This window comes from Geobacillus sp. DSP4a (assembly GCF_013096875.1).
Lineage (GTDB): Bacteria > Bacillota > Bacilli > Bacillales > Anoxybacillaceae > Geobacillus > Geobacillus thermophilus.
In genome coordinates, this window is record NZ_SDLD01000006.1 from 28176 (window position 1) to 43076 (window position 14901).

Here is a 14901-nt window from a genome sequence, read left to right on the forward strand (position 1 = left end):
TAATCTTTTTTCCTCCATTTGTCGAGGTCCCTTTCTCTTTTCTCTTCCATCGCTTGAAAAAAAGCAGTAAAATAAAGTTAAATATTGGACATGTCAAGGAAAGGAGGAGATGGCCATGGAATGGACGCGCATCCCTGTCGGCCCGATTCAGGCCAACGCTTACTTGTTGTCGTCTGCAGATCGACAATGCCTAATCGTTGACCCCGGCGCGGAAGGCGCGGCGCTCGTCCGCCGGATCGAGGAAAAAGGGCTGACCCCGTTGGCGATTTTGCTGACGCATGCGCATTTTGACCATATTGGCGGCATCCCGGACGTGCTTGCCCGCTGGGACATTCCAGTGTATGTGCACGAAAAGGAAAAACAATGGCTGCAAGATCCGGCATTGAATGGCTCGCTTTATTTCGGCGGTCCGGTCGCTGTCCGCTGCGAACCGACATGCCTGAAAGGACCGACGGTGCTGAACATTGGTCCGTTTGCGTTGGATGTCCGCGAAACGCCGGGGCATTCCCCGGGCAGCGTCTCGTATTATTGCAAACAAGCCAATATTGTGTTTTCCGGCGATGCGCTGTTTGCCGGCAGCATCGGACGCACGGATTTGCCAGGCGGCAACCATCAGCAGCTGTTGAAAAGCATTCATGACGAACTGCTTACGCTGCCGGAGGAAACGATCGTTCTTTCAGGCCATGGGCCAGAGACGACGATCGCCGCGGAGATGGATGCAAATCCGTTTTTGCATGGGTTTTCGTAAGAAAAAAAGCCGTCTACGTCGGCTTCACACAAGCAATTCCCTCGGGCAAACGCAGGCGGCTCCTTTGGGCAAGGAAAAGCGCAACGGAAGGCCTCCTGGCGCCGGAACACACAAAAAAACCCTTCTTAGCCGCGCCAAGAAGGGTTTTTGGGGGATGTTCTATCCATAATAATGGGAGGGGATATAGTTAAGCTACTATTATAACCATATACCATTGTTTTCACTATGTCAATAGTAAAAACAAAAAAATTTAAGGAAGGAAACCATCATGGGACAACTGTACGAACAAATTGCCGCGGCGCCGGGAGGGCGTGTGTCATACGCCGATTATATGAACATGGCGCTTTATGACGCACAGGCGGGCTATTATATGCGCGAGCGGACGAAAATCGGCAGGAAGGGAGATTTCATTACGAACAGCTCGTTCGCTGCCGTATTCGGAAAAGCGCTTGCTTCGTTTTTCATTCGGATTGTTGAGCGGGGCGGCCTGCCGCCGGCGATTTGCGAGTGGGGGGGCGGGGATGGACGTTTGGCGCTGGCGATATTGGAAGAATGGGAGAAAAAAAGCCCTGATACATACCGTGAGTTGTCGTATACGATCATCGATCAAAGCCTGTTCCACCGTCAAAGGCAGCGGGAAACGCTTCGCGCGGCTGCCGATAAAGTGGAGCAATATGACAACGTCTCCCGCTGGCTCGCCGAGCGTGGGCCGTTTTCTGGGATCGTATTCAGCAATGAATTTTTTGACGCACTCCCGATTCATGTGATTGCAAAGGAACAAGGGATTCTTTATGAATGTTTCGTCGCCGCCCGTGACGGCCGGCTCGTCGAGGAAAAGGAGCCGCTTTGCAACTTGGATATTGCTCGCTACTTGGCTGAGCGCGGCCTCTCGCTTGCCGAAGGGCAGCGCTTGGAAGTGCCGCTCGCGGCAAGATCATTTTGGCTTGACATCGGGCCGCAGTTTCGCCAGGCGGTGATGGTGACGATTGATTATGGTTATACGGACGAACAGCTGCGGGCGCCGGCGCGGCGGCACGGCAGCTTGCGGGGTTATTTCCGCCATCGGCTCGTCCCCGACCCGCTTCACCGTCCTGGGGAGATGGATTTGACGGCCCATGTACAATGGGATGCCATCCGCTTGTACGCCCGGCAGACCGGGTGGGAGGAGGTGGCGTTTCTCCGCCAAGATCGGTTTTTGCTTGCTGCCGGTCTCTTGGACGAATGGGCAGTTTCCAAAAGCGCGGAGTTGTTTGCCCCGCCGAGCCGGGAAGACCGGATGCTTCGCGCGTTGGTCGCCGATGACGGCATCAGCCGTTTTTTCGATGTGCTCATCGGACAAAAAGGCGTGAAGCTTCCCATCCCGGACATTTGGGCGGCGCCGGAATTTTTGCCATAAAGACAAACAGGCAGAGAACGGGCTCTGCCTGTTTTCATTCACCCATGCCGGGCACCATCATAAAAGTCGTCCAATACGTAAATGCCGCGAAGAAAATCGTCAAATATGCCCCGAAAATGTAAATGTACATTCGCTCGGTCAGTTTCAAAAAGCCGACGAAAAGGAAAAACACGGTTTGGCCAAAGAAGATGAGCGATGTCGTATGCATATGGCCAAGATAAAACATGACGGCAAAAATGCCAGTCCAAAAAGCCAAGACGCGGAACATGCGATCCATTATGTATCCCTCCTTTTTGAGCAATCCATTGGTCTTTACTTATTATAATGTACAATGATTGGGAATGTAAATAACGCTTTCGGACAAGTGGTAAGAAATGATGCCAATGCCGGCCGTTGCTTGCTTCAGACAAAAAAGAAGGAAGGAGGGACGCTGTCACGGACGGATGATGGTGCGGTAGGCGCAGCGGTGGCTGCCTTCCATCATATTTTCCGTTTCCGTTACTTCAGCACCGGCAAACAGCGTCTCGACCATTCCCTCCAAAAAAGCGTGGTGCATGCCGCAGACGGTATCAGGTGCTTGCGCGGCGATTTCTTTGAACGGGCAGTTGAAAATATCGAGGTATAGCACTCCTTTTTCTTCATCATAGTGCAATTGCGGCAAAAATCCAGCCGCTTCGGCCGCCTCTTCCATTATGGCGATTTTGTCCGCCATGGTGAGCGCGCTCGCTGTGCCGTTATGCGGCAAACGGCTGGCGATGAGCTCACGGCCGAACCGCTTTCCTGTTTCACGCAACGCCTCGCTTCCAATGGGACCGAGTTTGGCCATCGTTTGAATGGCGATGCGGGCGAGGAGTTGATAATCGCGGAACGGAAAATACAGCCCGATCACTTCGTCGGACAGGCGGTACAGCCGGCTCGGCCGCCCGCCTTTTCCCGTTTTTTGCGTATCCGATACGACCATGCGAACGTCTTCAAGCTTCGTTAAATGCAAGCGGGCAACGTTTGGATGGATATGAAATTTTTCTGCGATTTCTTGAACAGAAACTTCGCGATGCACTTTTGCCATATATTCATAAATATGAAATCTTGTCGGGTCAGACAATACGCTTGTGATTTTCAGCGTTTGTTCCATTGGTTTCCCTCCTAAATGAATCATTGATATGGTTATTATAATGAAATCGTCCAAAGCGAGGAATGATTTTTGTCACTATTGGCAGTGAGTGGACTGACATTCAAAAAAATTTCACAAAAAAGCTGCGCCAAAAGCAGGATAACGACTCATGCTCGTCGAAATACAAAGCAGTCTGTCGAAAGGAGGGAATATGTGCTGAACGAGATCGAACAAACGGCAAACCGCCTTCTCGCCGAAGCGGTGCAGCGCCGCGCCTCGGATCTTCACCTCGTTCCGCGCCGCCGCGATGCCGCTGTTCGTCTTCGGCTTGATGGCATGCTTGTCGACGTTGGCGTGCTTTCGAAGGAAACGGCGGAACGTCTCATCGCCCACTTTAAATTTTTAGCCGGCATGGACATCGGGGAACGACGCCGTCCGCAAAGCGGCGCCATGGAAGTGGCTGAGTTTGGGGAAACGGTGTATTTGCGTTTATCGACATTGCCGACGCTCTACGATGAAAGCCTCGTCATTCGGCTTCTGCCGCAGCGCTTCTCTCTGCCGCTTCGCGAACTATCTTTATTCTTCCGCTCCACCGCACGATTATTTTCCTTCATGCAGCATCCGCAAGGGCTTGTGCTGTTGACCGGCCCGACGGGGTCGGGAAAAACGACGACCCTCTACACCCTTCTTGATCTTTGCCAAGCTGAAAGGCAACGCAACATCATCACGCTTGAAGATCCGATCGAAAAACAGAACGAACGATTGTTGCAAGTGCAAATCAATGAAAAAGCAGGCATCACATACGCCGCCGGGTTAAAAGCGGCGCTGCGCCATGACCCGGATGTGTTGATGGTCGGCGAGATCCGCGATCATGATACGGCGGCCATTGCCATCCGTTCAGCGTTGAGCGGCCATTTGGTCGTCTCGACGATGCACGCCGCCGATGCAGTCGGCGCCGTCTACCGGCTGCATGAATTCGGCATTCCGCTCGGCGATTTGGCCGAGACGCTGCTTGCCGTCTCTGCACAGCGGCTTGTCGAGCTGTGCTGCCCGCTGTGCGGCGACGATTGCCATCCATCGTGCGGCCGTCTTGGACGACGCCGGCGCACGGCTGTTTATGAGTTGCTTTGCGGTTCAGCGCTGGAGGACGTGATTCGTTCCCTCTCCAATGGGAGAGGGAAGCCAAAGCGCTCTTATATGACGCTGGCGCGCTTGATCCGCAAGGGGATTGCGCTCGGCTACCTGCCCGTTCGCATGCTTGAGCTCGTCGGAGGGGGAGAAAGATGAAACGCAAAATGTGGCCGCTCGCTGAACAGGCGTTGTTTTTCACTCGGCTCGGCCGGTTGCTCGAGCGCGGTTACCCCCTTGGGCAAGCGCTTGAGTTTTTGGCCATTCAGGCTCCCACACACCGCCGGATGGAAGTGGAACGCTGTCTGCAGCAGCTGCGCGCCGGGCTGCCGCTGTTTGCGGCTGTCGAAGCGCTGTCGGTCGACCGCATGGCGGTTAACCTTCTCTTTTTTGCCGAACGGCATGGCGATTTACCGCGCGGCATGGCAGAGACAGGGGAAGCGCTGGCGCAAAAAGCACGCTTCTACGAGCAGCTTCACCGCTTCAGCCGCTATCCGCTGTTCCTTCTTTCTTTGCTCATCATCATGCTCGTCTTGATGGAATGGTGGCTGCTGCCGCAGTTTGAACGGGCGGCGGCGGCGTTTTCTCCACAACGCGGGCACACCGCTTGGCTGCTTGCGGTGGTCGCCCATGCCCCTATGGCGATGGCGGCCATCGCCGTCTTGGCGGTGTTCTCCGGGCTGTTTTACACCGCTTATTTCCGCCGCTGGCCGGTCTCCCGAAAACTTCAATTCGCCTTGCGAATTCCAGGGCTTGCTTCGTTTCTGAGACTGTTCCTCACCTGCCTGACTGCCCGACAGCTCGGGCGCTTGCTGCAGGCCGGGTTGTCGGTTTATGAGGCGCTCGAAGTGTTTAGCGAGCCTGCTTCTGGGCCGTTTCTGCAAGTGGAAGGCCGGCGTATCCGCGATGGGCTCGTAGGCGGCATGGCGCTCGATGTCCTTGTCGGCGCCGCCCGCTATTATGAGCCGGAGCTGGCGCTTGTCATCCGCCACGGCCAGTCGAACGGCGAACTTGGCAAGGAGCTTGAACATTACGGCGAGTTTTTGCTGCAGATGATCGAAAAACGGGCCGAGGCTGCGCTGAAGCTCGTGCAGCCGCTTTTGCTGTCGGTTGTCGGGGCGCTGATTGTCGGCATGTATTTGGCCATTTTGCTGCCAATGTTTTCGATGTTGAACAGCTTGTAAAACAAGCGATAACTACATTTGTCGAGCGAGGAGGAATAGTTGTGAACCAAAAAGGGTTTACGCTCATTGAAATGTTGATCGTCCTGATGGTCATTTCCGTGCTGCTGTTCATTGCGATTCCGAACATTGCGAAACATAACAGCATGATTAACGAAAAAGGGTGCGAAGCGTTTCTGAACACCGTGCAGGCGCAAGTGAAGGCATACGAGATGGAACATAACAAAATTCCGACGGTGCAGGAATTGCTCGCTGGCCGCTATATCAAGTCGGACAAATGTCCGAACGGTCATGCCATCCAAATCAGCGCGAACGGCGATGTGAGTGAAAGTGGCTCGTAACGGCGGGTTTACGCTGCTTGAAATGCTGGTCGTTTTATCGGTCGTCCTTTTGCTGTCGGTGTTGGCTGTTCCGGCGTTCGGCGGGGCGGTGCGCCAGCAGGAGGAAGCGCATATGCTGGCCGTGCTGCGCGCCGACTTGTACAGCGCGCAGCAGCACGCCATCGCCCATCGGAGGAAGGTGTCCGTCTTTTTCAGCAATGGACGCGGTGAGTATAGGGCGGTCGAAGGAGGAAGCGGCCGGACGGTCGTCGTCCGCTCGCTTCCTGCGCCTTGGCGGTTTCAGCTCAGCACGCTCCGTAATCCGCTCATCTTTACCGATAATGGCAATATCGAGCAAGCGGGAACTGTTTGGGTGAAAAGCGGCCGGGGCAGCTACAAGGTGACGTTTTTGCTCGGGAAGGGGCGGTTTTATGTGCAAAAAATGTAGCCGCGGATTTTTGCTCATGGAAGCGTTGTTCGCGTTGGCGCTGTTATGGACGGCGGCCGCCGTTTTTCTGCCTATGTTGATGCAAATGGAGCTTGAACGGAACAACCTCGCTCTTGAAGAACAAGCGCAGCGGCTGCTGGCCATTGCGCTGTATGAGGAGCCACTTGTTGGTGAAACGAAGGCATCGATTGGGCGGACGGTGTTTCGGCTTCGGGCGTATGAGGAAGGAGGGCGGATGTGGAAAGTATGTGTGCGTTGGAACGATTATGCCGGCCGCGAAAAGGAGCAGTGCGGGTACAGCAAGCGATAGGAAGTAAGGAAGGCGGGTTTGCATTGCTTGAGGCATTGATGGCCTTGGCTGTTGCTTTAGCGGTGGCCGCGGTCATCCCGGCGCTGCTTGCTGTCCGCCCGCTCGCCGCAGAGCCGAGCGACGGGTTTGCGCGCTTGGAATGGAGGCTGTTTTTGCAGCAGCTGCAAATCGAGTTGAATGAAGCGAAAAAATGGTCGACGGATGGCCGTGTGCTGTACTTACACAAATGGAATGGCGAGACGGTCAGTTTCTCGTTGGTTGCACCAAAAGCGGAACTGATTCGTCAAGTGAACGGAGCAGGCTACGAGACGGCGCTCCGCCATGTGCGGGCGGTGTCCTATCGCATCGGCGCCCATGGCTTGTTTTTGCAAGTGACAGCCGATGACGGCAAGGTGTGCGACGCGTTTGTGGCGCGGATGTTTTAGGCAAGGCGGCGCTAAGCCTGGAACGAGGCGAGCGCATCATTGAGGCTTTATGGCCTCATGCTTTGCGCGGTGTCGGCAAGGAGGAAAAGACGCAAGGGGGGAGGACAAATGGGCCGCCAAGATGGGGTGATTTTCCCGCTTGTCGCGGTCGTCGCGTTGCTGCTAGCGTTTTTTATGACGAATGCCGCACTTTTATACGAGGCGGAGCAGCAGGCGGCGCACGCCGTCCGGCAGGCGGCTGAGGCGGACGAGCTCGTGCAAATGGCGGTGTTTGATGTAAAGGAACAAATTGCAGCAACGGCTGCTGTGACAACGAAACAGGAAGGAAAGTGGACGTATCCGCGCGGGGAGGCGGTCTGCCGGTGGCAAAAGGAAACGGAGGCGAGCGTCCGGGTTTTCTTGACGGTTCGCTCGGCGGCCGGACTGCAGCGGACGGTCGCCTTCACCGTTGCCCTTCCATCGCTCGATATTACGGAATGGACGGAGCAAAACGGGTGAACTGCTCCGCCGGCCGAAATTCATCTCCCGCCTACTCATCGGGCTGTGCCATTTACGTTTCTTGAGGAGGGGACTTCTTTCGGAAAACGGTTAAAAAAGGAAAGATGAGGAAAAACTAAAAGAAAAAAGGGGGGCTTCGATGGCAGTCAACGACTATGTCAAATTTGTCACCCAGCGGTTCGTCACGTATATGGATATGCCAAAAGAGGAGCGGGCGCGGCGGCGGAGCGCGCGCAAACAAGAGCGGCCGCCGCTCTCTTACCGCTTGTTCGGCATCGTGCCGCTTTCACTCCGTTTGTTGTTTCGGCGCCGCCCGTAATGGGCGCCCGCTGGCTTGCAGCCGGCGGGCGTTTTTGATGGAGAGGGATGGCGGAATCCGCGCCGGGCTCAGGCTGCAGGCTTTCCGCACGGCAGCTCACGATGTGCGAGGCAGCAAGTAAAACAGCCCGCCGTTAATGACGGAAACGGTGATGCGCGGCTTGTACTGTTTTTCAAGCGCTTCTTTCTCGATATAATAACACTCCGGCTTTTCTTCCGTCTCTTTGTAAAACTCATCAAGCAAAGCTAAATCGTCGGCCCAGCGCCGGCGCGCTTCCTCGGCCCATGCATGATCGTCGGCGGCAATGCGGCCGCGGATATATTGCTCGAGGCGGGCGATGCCGCTTGGCGGCTTAATGAGCGGCGAAATTGTAAAACAATAGTCCGGGATTTTCGGCGTCAGCCGGCGCGCGCGGAGCCGCTCGTGGAACGATTCGATGATCGTGCCGCTGATGAGATGAAGGCCGAGAGAGACGATGGCATCTTTTTTTCGGTCGCATTCGTAGGAAATGACAACGTTCATCCCAAGCCATGGATGAAGGGCGGCATGGCTGGCGAGCGGGGCGTCCGGCTCTTCGTACAAACGAATGAAGCTGCCGCGTTTTTGCGCCGAGCGGAACAGCTGGTGCAGCCGCGGCGCCCCGAAATGAAGCCGGTCGCCTTTCAGCTTTTCCGTCCGTTCGCTCGGGCGGGTAATCAGCGTGAGCTGCATCGGCTGCGGGACGCCGCCCGTCCGTTCGATGTAATGCCAGTAAAACGGCCGGTTCATCAGCTCTTTATCCATTTCTGGCGTCAGCTGGACCGTCATATAGTCGTCATTCGCTTCCAACAACGTGCACCCGTTGGCGGCAAAATAACGCTCCACAAAACGACGGATTTCATGTTGCTGCATGCCGTTTGCCTCCTTCCTTTCCGAGCTGCTCCGCCAGCTCGATCATCGCGACGATGTTTTCCATTTTGATTTTCATCTCCCCTTCGCTCCGTGAATGAACGAAGGCGTCTTCGAAGTAGCGTTCCAAGTTGGCGAGGTTCATTTTCGCCAAAATGTCGTCCAGCTCGCCGACTACCCGCTCGAACAAGCGGATTTTCTCATAGAGAAGCGTTAAAATATGCTCTTCGACCGTCTGTTTGACGGCGAAGTTGTAAATGTAAACGTCATCTGTCTGCCCGAGGCGATGGACGCGGCCGATCCGCTGCTCAAGGCGCATCGGGTTCCACGGCAAGTCGTAGTTGATGACATAGCGGCAAAATTGCAAGTTGATGCCCTCGCCGCCCGCTTCGGTGGCGATGAACACTTGGGCGTGGTGTTTAAACAGTTCCTGCATCCAGTCTTTTTTGCCGCGCCGGAAGCCGCCGCGAAACGGGACGGATGAAATGCCGTGCTGTTTTAAAAACCATTGCAAATACAGCTGTGTCGCCCGGTATTCCGTAAAAATAATCACCTTATCGTTAATGGAGCGGATCAGTTCAAGCGCTTTTTCCGCCTTTGAATTCGTCGTGACGGCGTTGATTTTTTCCAGCACCTGCTCAAGCGCTTCAGGAATGGCTCCTTCGCATTTCTCCATCATATTTTTTATGGTTAAAAACAGCGCTTCACGGCTGCTGCACGCCTCGCGAAGCAGCGTGATGAGCGAAAACGAACCGGCGAACGGCTCATGGCGGAGCGCCCTCACTGCTTCGTACAGTTCGCGCTCTTCATCCGTAAACTCGATCAACACCGGCTCGACATGGCGCTTCGACCATTCGATCGGTGTATCGGCGCGGCGGTTGCGGATCATTACTTTGTTGACGAGCGCTTTTAAATGCTCGTTCGCCTGCACCGCCCTTGTTTTGCCGTATGTTTTGGCAAACTGCTCGGCGTTGCCTAAATGGCCGGGCTTCAAAAGTGAGACGAGGTTGAAGATTTCCTCAATCCGGTTTTGAATCGGCGTCGCCGTCAGCAACAAACAAAACTTCTTTTTTAAATTTTGCACAAACTCGTAGTTTTTCGTTTTGTTGTTTTTCAGTTTGTGCGCCTCGTCGATGATGATCATATCGTATGGCTGTTCGTAAATGATGGAGCGGTGCGGCTCCTTTTTCGCTGTATCGATCGAAGAAACCACAATGTCGCACTGTTCCCAGACGTAGCTCTTTTTTTGCTGGACGGCCGGGATGAAAAACTTTTCGTTCAATTCTTTCACCCATTGTGAAACAAGGGAGGCGGGAACGAGAATGAGCGCTTTTTTCACAAGGCCGCGAATCATATACTCTTTTAGGACGAGCCCGGCTTCAATCGTTTTGCCAAGTCCGACTTCATCGGCCAAAATCGCTTTGCCGTTCATCTCTTCAACGACGCGGCGCGCCACTTCGAGCTGGTGCGGGAGGATCGTCAAATGCGGCAAGTGCTTAGGCGCCTGCAGGCCGTCAAATTCCGGCACGCTTAAATGATGGGCCGCCTCTAACGCCAGCTCATACATTTCCCAGCTTGCCCACGGCCCGTCTTTTTCAATGCGCTCAAGAAATTCCTTTTTCCACGTCTCGTCCATTTCGATCGCAATGTTCATGTCCATCCCCTTCCCTTGTGACGAATGTTTATTCCGTAAAAATCCTCTTTGTTAGACAAAACAAGAACATTTTGACGGCTAATTTCTATAAAAGTTCGATCATTTCCTATTGCCCTTTTTGAGTGGTTAATGGTAGTATAAATTTAGAACATTCGCATGAATGGCGGTCAAGGGCGTTTCTTAGTATGCCCGCTTTGGAAAATTTTATTGATCGGCGGATGACGGCAAGGGGAGAGACTACGGAATGTAGCGCCGAAGGAGCAAGCGGAAACGCGAATCTCTCAGGCAAAAAGACTCTTGCTTGACGCAGCTCTGGAGAGCGCCTGCCTATCGGCGGGCCACCCAAGGGGAAACCGTCGGGACCTCGCTGCCGCCAAGGCGCAGGCAAGCGGCCGACGGGAAACTTTCAGGTGCCAGGACAGAGCCTCTCTTTTTTCGCAAAGGGGGGAGTCTGTCCTTTTTTGCGTCATGCATTTCGATGAGGGAGGGAATCGCCTTGTTAAAGCGCACGCCGCTATTTCCGGTATACGCCCGTTACAACGCCAAAACAGTCGAATTTGGCGGCTGGGAAATGCCGGTGCAGTTTTCAAGCATCAAGGAAGAGCATGAAGCGGTAAGGACGCGCGCCGGACTGTTTGACGTCTCCCACATGGGGGAAATTGCGGTCCGCGGCCGCGGAAGCCTTGCCTTTTTGCAAAAACTGATGACGAACGATGTCGCCAAGCTTCGTCCAGGGCGGGCGCAATACACGCTCATGTGCAACGAAGATGGCGGCACGGTCGATGATTTGCTTATTTATCAAAAAGGAGAGAGCGACTATTTGCTTGTCGTCAACGCCGCCAATACGGAAAAAGATTTTGCCTGGCTGAATGAGCACATCGATGCGGATGTCGAGCTTGACAACGTTTCAGCGCAAACGGCGCAGCTTGCTCTGCAAGGACCAGCGGCCGAACGCGTGCTGCAAAAATTAACCAATCTAGATTTGCCGGCGATGCGTCCGTTTTCGTTCCAAGACAATGTGGAAGTGGCCGGCGTAAAGGCGCTCGTCTCGCGCACCGGCTATACGGGCGAAGACGGGTTCGAGATCTATTGCCAGGCAGAGGATGCCATCACGTTATGGGAGGCCATTTTAACAGCCGGGGCCGAAGACGGCGTCCTCCCATGCGGACTGGGAGCGCGCGATACGCTCCGGTTTGAGGCGTGTCTGCCGCTTTACGGCCAAGAATTGTCCGAAACGATCTCCCCGCTTGAAGCCGGGCTCGGGTTTGCCGTCAAAACGGAAAAAGAATCGCCGTTTATCGGCCAGGCCGCGTTAAAGCGGCAAAAAGAAGCCGGACCGCCGCGGCGGCTTGTCGGCATCGAGATGATGGACCGCGGCATTCCGCGCCATGGCTACCGGGTATTTGCCGGGAGCGCTGAAGTCGGATTCATTACGACCGGCACGCAGTCGCCGACGCTGAAGAAAAACATCGGGTTGGCGCTCGTGACAGCGGATGTTGCCGCAGCCGGTCAGGTCGTGGAGGTGGACATTCGCGGCAAGCGCTTGAAGGCGAAGATTGTACCGATCCCGTTTTACAAGCGGACGAAGTCATAAGCAAGGAGGAAAATACGGTGCTCCATCGTTATTTGCCGATGACGGAAGAAGACAAGCAGGAAATGTTGCGAACGATCGGCGTTGCATCCATTGATGAGCTGTTCGCCGACATTCCAGAACAAGTGCGTTTTCGAGGCGAGTTGAACGTGAAACCGGCGAAGTCGGAGCCGGAGCTATGGAAAGAGTTAAGCGCGTTAGCGGACAAAAACGCCAACGCCAAGCAATATGTTTCCTTTTTAGGAGCGGGCGTGTATGACCACTATATTCCGGCCGTGGTCGACCACGTCCTGTCGCGCTCCGAATTTTATACGGCGTATACGCCGTACCAGCCGGAGATTTCCCAAGGCGAACTGCAAGCCATTTTTGAGTTCCAAACGATGGTATGCGAGCTGACAGGCATGGATGTCGCCAATTCGTCGATGTACGACGGCGGCACGGCGCTCGCGGAAGCGGTGCTGCTTGCTGCCGCTCATACGAAGCGGACGAAAGTGCTTATTTCCGCGGCCGTTCACCCGCAATACCGCGATGTCGTGCGCACGTATGCGAAAGGGCAGAGATTAGAGGTAAAAGAAATTGCGTACGACGGCGGTGTTACCGATCTTCAAGCGCTTGAAGCGGAAATGGGGGATGACGTGGCGTGTGTGGTCGTCCAATACCCGAACTTCTTCGGGCAAATCGAGCCGCTCAAGGCGATGGAGCCGCTCGTCCATGAAAAGAAAAGCCTGTTCATTGTCGCGAGCAATCCGCTTGCCCTTGGCATTTTGACCCCGCCCGGCGCATTGGGGGCGGACATCGTCGTCGGCGATATGCAGCCGTTTGGCATCCCGATGCAGTTCGGCGGCCCACATTGCGGGTATTTCGCTGTCAAAGCGCCGCTGATGCGGAAAATTCCAGGCCGGCTCGTCGGGCAAACGAAAGATGAAGACGGGCGCCGCGGGTTTGTGTTGACGCTGCAGGCGCGCGAGCAGCATATCCGCCGCGATAAAGCGACATCCAATATTTGCTCGAACCAGGCGCTGAATGCCCTCGCCGCCTCGGTGGCGCTCTCGGCGCTCGGAAAACGGGGCGTAAAAGAGATGGCGACGATGAACATGCAAAAGGCGCATTATGCGAAACAGGCATTCGAACAGCACGGGGTTGTGTCGCCGTTTGCCGGTCCATTTTTCAATGAATTCGTCATCCGGCTCAACCGTCCGGTTTCTGAGGTGAACGCCCGCCTGCTCGAAAAGGGGATCATCGGCGGCTACGACCTTGGCGGTGATTATCCGGAACTTTCCAATCATATGCTTGTTGCTGTCACCGAACTGCGCACGAAAGAAGAAATCGATCGGTTCGTCAATGAATTGGGGGATTGCCATGCATAACGATCAACCGCTTATTTTCGAACGAAGCAAGCCGGGACGGATCGCCTACAGCCTGCCGGCGCTCGATGTTCCGGCTGTCGATGTCAGCGAGCTTGTGCCGCCCGATTATTTGCGTTCTGAAGAACCGGAACTGCCGGAAGTATCGGAGCTCGATTTGATGCGCCATTACACGGCGCTTTCCAAGCGAAACCACGGCGTTGATTCCGGGTTTTACCCGCTTGGATCGTGCACGATGAAATACAATCCGAAAATCAATGAAAACGTCGCCCGTCTCGCCGGGTTTGCCCACATCCACCCGCTGCAGCCGGAAGAAACGGTGCAAGGGGCGCTTGAGTTGATGTACGACTTGCAGGAGCATTTAAAAGAAATCACGGGCATGGATGCGGTCACCTTGCAGCCGGCCGCCGGCGCCCATGGCGAGTGGACCGGGCTCATGATGATCCGCGCTTACCATGAGGCCAACGGCGATTTCAACCGGACGAAGGTAATCGTCCCGGATTCGGCGCACGGTACGAATCCGGCGTCGGCAACCGTTGCGGGGTTTGAGACAGTGACGGTCAAATCGACTGCCGCCGGCCTTGTTGATTTGGAGGATTTGCGGCGCGTCGTCGGCCCTGACACAGCGGCGCTCATGCTCACGAACCCGAACACGCTCGGGCTGTTTGAAGAGCAAATCGTCGAAATGGCGGAAATCGTCCATGCAGCGGGCGGCAAGCTGTACTATGACGGCGCGAACTTAAACGCCATCCTCGGCAAGGCGCGCCCCGGCGATATGGGCTTTGACGTCGTCCATTTGAACTTGCATAAAACGTTCACCGGCCCGCACGGCGGCGGAGGGCCAGGATCGGGCCCGGTCGGGGTGAAAGCTGACCTTGTGCCGTTTTTGCCGAAACCGGTCATCGCCAAAGGGGAAAACGGCCGTTGCTACCTTGACTACGACCGTCCACAGTCAATCGGCCGCGTCAAGCCGTTTTACGGCAATTTCGGCATCAACGTCCGGGCGTACACGTACATCCGCTCGATGGGGCCGGACGGTTTGAAAGCGGTGAGCGAATACGCCGTTTTAAACGCCAACTATATGATGCGCCGTCTTGCCGAGTATTACGATTTGCCGTATGACCGCCATTGCAAGCATGAGTTTGTCTTATCCGGCAAGCGGCAAAAGAAACTTGGCGTCAGAACGCTTGATATCGCGAAACGGCTGCTTGATTTCGGCTTCCATCCGCCGACCATTTACTTCCCGCTCATCGTCGAAGAGTGCATGATGATTGAGCCGACCGAGACGGAGTCGAAAGAGACGCTCGATGCGTTCATCGATGCGATGATTCAAATTGCCAAGGAAGCGGAAGAAACTCCGGAAATCGTTCAAGAAGCGCCGCATACGACGGTCGTCAAGCGGCTTGATGAAACGACCGCAGCGCGCAAGCCGATTTTGCGCTATCAAAAGCCGACAAACTGATCCGTGATACCGACAAACGGCTCGCCCGACAGTGGGCGGGCCGTTTCGTTTGGGGACA

At 55.1% G+C, this 14901-nt stretch carries 17 protein-coding genes and 1 riboswitch; of the genes, 13 read left to right on the plus strand and 4 right to left on the minus strand.

The annotated features are described in order from the left end of the window. Positions 1 to 115 precede the first annotated feature (115 nt). The gene (locus tag ETC02_RS03490) at positions 116 to 748 is read left to right on the plus strand and encodes an MBL fold metallo-hydrolase (protein WP_011231920.1); all 633 of its coding nucleotides are present in this window, start codon (positions 116 to 118) and stop codon (positions 746 to 748) included. Positions 749 to 1016: 268 nt separating this feature from the next. Then, positions 1017 to 2144 (plus strand): class I SAM-dependent methyltransferase, encoded by a 1128-nt coding sequence (locus tag ETC02_RS03495; protein WP_033010199.1) that lies wholly within the window; start codon positions 1017 to 1019, stop codon positions 2142 to 2144. Between the two features lie 34 nt (positions 2145 to 2178). Here the strand turns inward: ETC02_RS03495 and ETC02_RS03500 are convergent, their stop codons facing one another. Both ETC02_RS03500 and ETC02_RS03505 read right to left on the minus strand, forming a co-directional pair. Continuing rightward, positions 2179 to 2421 carry a DUF2626 domain-containing protein gene (locus ETC02_RS03500; protein ID WP_033010198.1) on the minus strand — a complete coding sequence of 81 codons (243 nt, stop codon included), beginning with the start codon at positions 2419 to 2421 and terminating at the stop codon, positions 2179 to 2181. Positions 2422 to 2577: 156 nt separating this feature from the next. Next, positions 2578 to 3276, minus strand: a complete 699-nt coding sequence (locus ETC02_RS03505) for a helix-turn-helix transcriptional regulator (RefSeq protein ID WP_011231918.1) — start codon at positions 3274 to 3276, stop codon at positions 2578 to 2580. Between the two features lie 192 nt (positions 3277 to 3468). Here ETC02_RS03505 and comGA point away from each other — a divergent pair, with 192 nt between their 5' ends. The 8 genes from comGA (at position 3469) to ETC02_RS03545 (ending at position 7884) form a co-directional block, all read left to right on the plus strand. After that, on the plus strand, positions 3469 to 4542 hold the full coding sequence (gene comGA / locus ETC02_RS03510) for a competence type IV pilus ATPase ComGA (protein ID WP_011231917.1): 1074 nt from the start codon (positions 3469 to 3471) through the stop codon (positions 4540 to 4542). Then, a complete protein-coding gene (gene comGB / locus ETC02_RS03515; RefSeq protein ID WP_063211706.1) occupies positions 4539 to 5567 on the plus strand; it encodes a competence type IV pilus assembly protein ComGB in 1029 nt (342 codons plus the stop codon). The genes comGA and comGB overlap by 4 nt, the downstream gene beginning before the upstream one ends. 41 nt (positions 5568 to 5608) lie before the next feature. Further along, positions 5609 to 5905, plus strand: coding sequence for a competence type IV pilus major pilin ComGC (gene comGC, locus ETC02_RS03520; protein WP_100659103.1), 297 nt, complete (start codon positions 5609 to 5611; stop codon positions 5903 to 5905). Next, entirely contained in the window at positions 5889 to 6332 is a 444-nt protein-coding gene (gene comGD, locus ETC02_RS03525; RefSeq protein ID WP_232721966.1) for a competence type IV pilus minor pilin ComGD, read from the plus strand. Before comGC ends, comGD begins: the two co-directional genes overlap by 17 nt. Beyond that, complete coding sequence (locus ETC02_RS03530; RefSeq protein ID WP_047818694.1) at positions 6316 to 6642, plus strand: hypothetical protein; 327 nt, start codon at positions 6316 to 6318, stop codon at positions 6640 to 6642. Before comGD ends, ETC02_RS03530 begins: the two co-directional genes overlap by 17 nt. 23 nt (positions 6643 to 6665) lie before the next feature. Continuing rightward, entirely contained in the window at positions 6666 to 7067 is a 402-nt protein-coding gene (gene comGF / locus ETC02_RS03535) for a competence type IV pilus minor pilin ComGF (protein WP_230581369.1), read from the plus strand. Positions 7068 to 7175: 108 nt separating this feature from the next. Then, positions 7176 to 7565: a competence type IV pilus minor pilin ComGG gene (comGG, locus tag ETC02_RS03540; RefSeq protein ID WP_044743169.1), complete on the plus strand. Its 390-nt coding sequence runs from the start codon at positions 7176 to 7178 to the stop codon at positions 7563 to 7565. A gap of 139 nt (positions 7566 to 7704) precedes the next feature. Next, entirely contained in the window at positions 7705 to 7884 is a 180-nt protein-coding gene (locus tag ETC02_RS03545) for a YqzE family protein (protein ID WP_044743170.1), read from the plus strand. Between the two features lie 96 nt (positions 7885 to 7980). Here ETC02_RS03545 and ETC02_RS03550 read toward each other — a convergent pair whose 3' ends face one another. Together ETC02_RS03550 and ETC02_RS03555 are read right to left on the minus strand one after the other, a co-directional pair. Next, positions 7981 to 8775, minus strand: a complete 795-nt coding sequence (locus tag ETC02_RS03550; RefSeq protein ID WP_033016406.1) for a YqhG family protein — start codon at positions 8773 to 8775, stop codon at positions 7981 to 7983. Continuing rightward, the gene (locus ETC02_RS03555) at positions 8762 to 10426 is read right to left on the minus strand and encodes a DEAD/DEAH box helicase (RefSeq protein ID WP_033010189.1); all 1665 of its coding nucleotides are present in this window, start codon (positions 10424 to 10426) and stop codon (positions 8762 to 8764) included. The genes ETC02_RS03550 and ETC02_RS03555 overlap by 14 nt, the downstream gene beginning before the upstream one ends. Positions 10427 to 10644: 218 nt before the next feature. Continuing rightward, a riboswitch (glycine riboswitch) is annotated at positions 10645 to 10733 on the plus strand. Between the two features lie 189 nt (positions 10734 to 10922). Between ETC02_RS03555 and gcvT the strand changes: the two genes are divergently transcribed. The 3 genes from gcvT to gcvPB are packed head-to-tail and all read left to right on the plus strand — an operon-like array spanning position 10923 to position 14843. Continuing rightward, positions 10923 to 12020, plus strand: coding sequence for a glycine cleavage system aminomethyltransferase GcvT (gene gcvT / locus ETC02_RS03560; RefSeq protein WP_033010240.1), 1098 nt, complete (start codon positions 10923 to 10925; stop codon positions 12018 to 12020). A gap of 17 nt (positions 12021 to 12037) precedes the next feature. Beyond that, positions 12038 to 13384: an aminomethyl-transferring glycine dehydrogenase subunit GcvPA gene (gene gcvPA, locus ETC02_RS03565; RefSeq protein WP_033010188.1), complete on the plus strand. Its 1347-nt coding sequence runs from the start codon at positions 12038 to 12040 to the stop codon at positions 13382 to 13384. Continuing rightward, entirely contained in the window at positions 13377 to 14843 is a 1467-nt protein-coding gene (gene gcvPB, locus ETC02_RS03570) for an aminomethyl-transferring glycine dehydrogenase subunit GcvPB (protein WP_033010187.1), read from the plus strand. The genes gcvPA and gcvPB overlap by 8 nt, the downstream gene beginning before the upstream one ends. Positions 14844 to 14901: the final 58 nt, after the last annotated feature.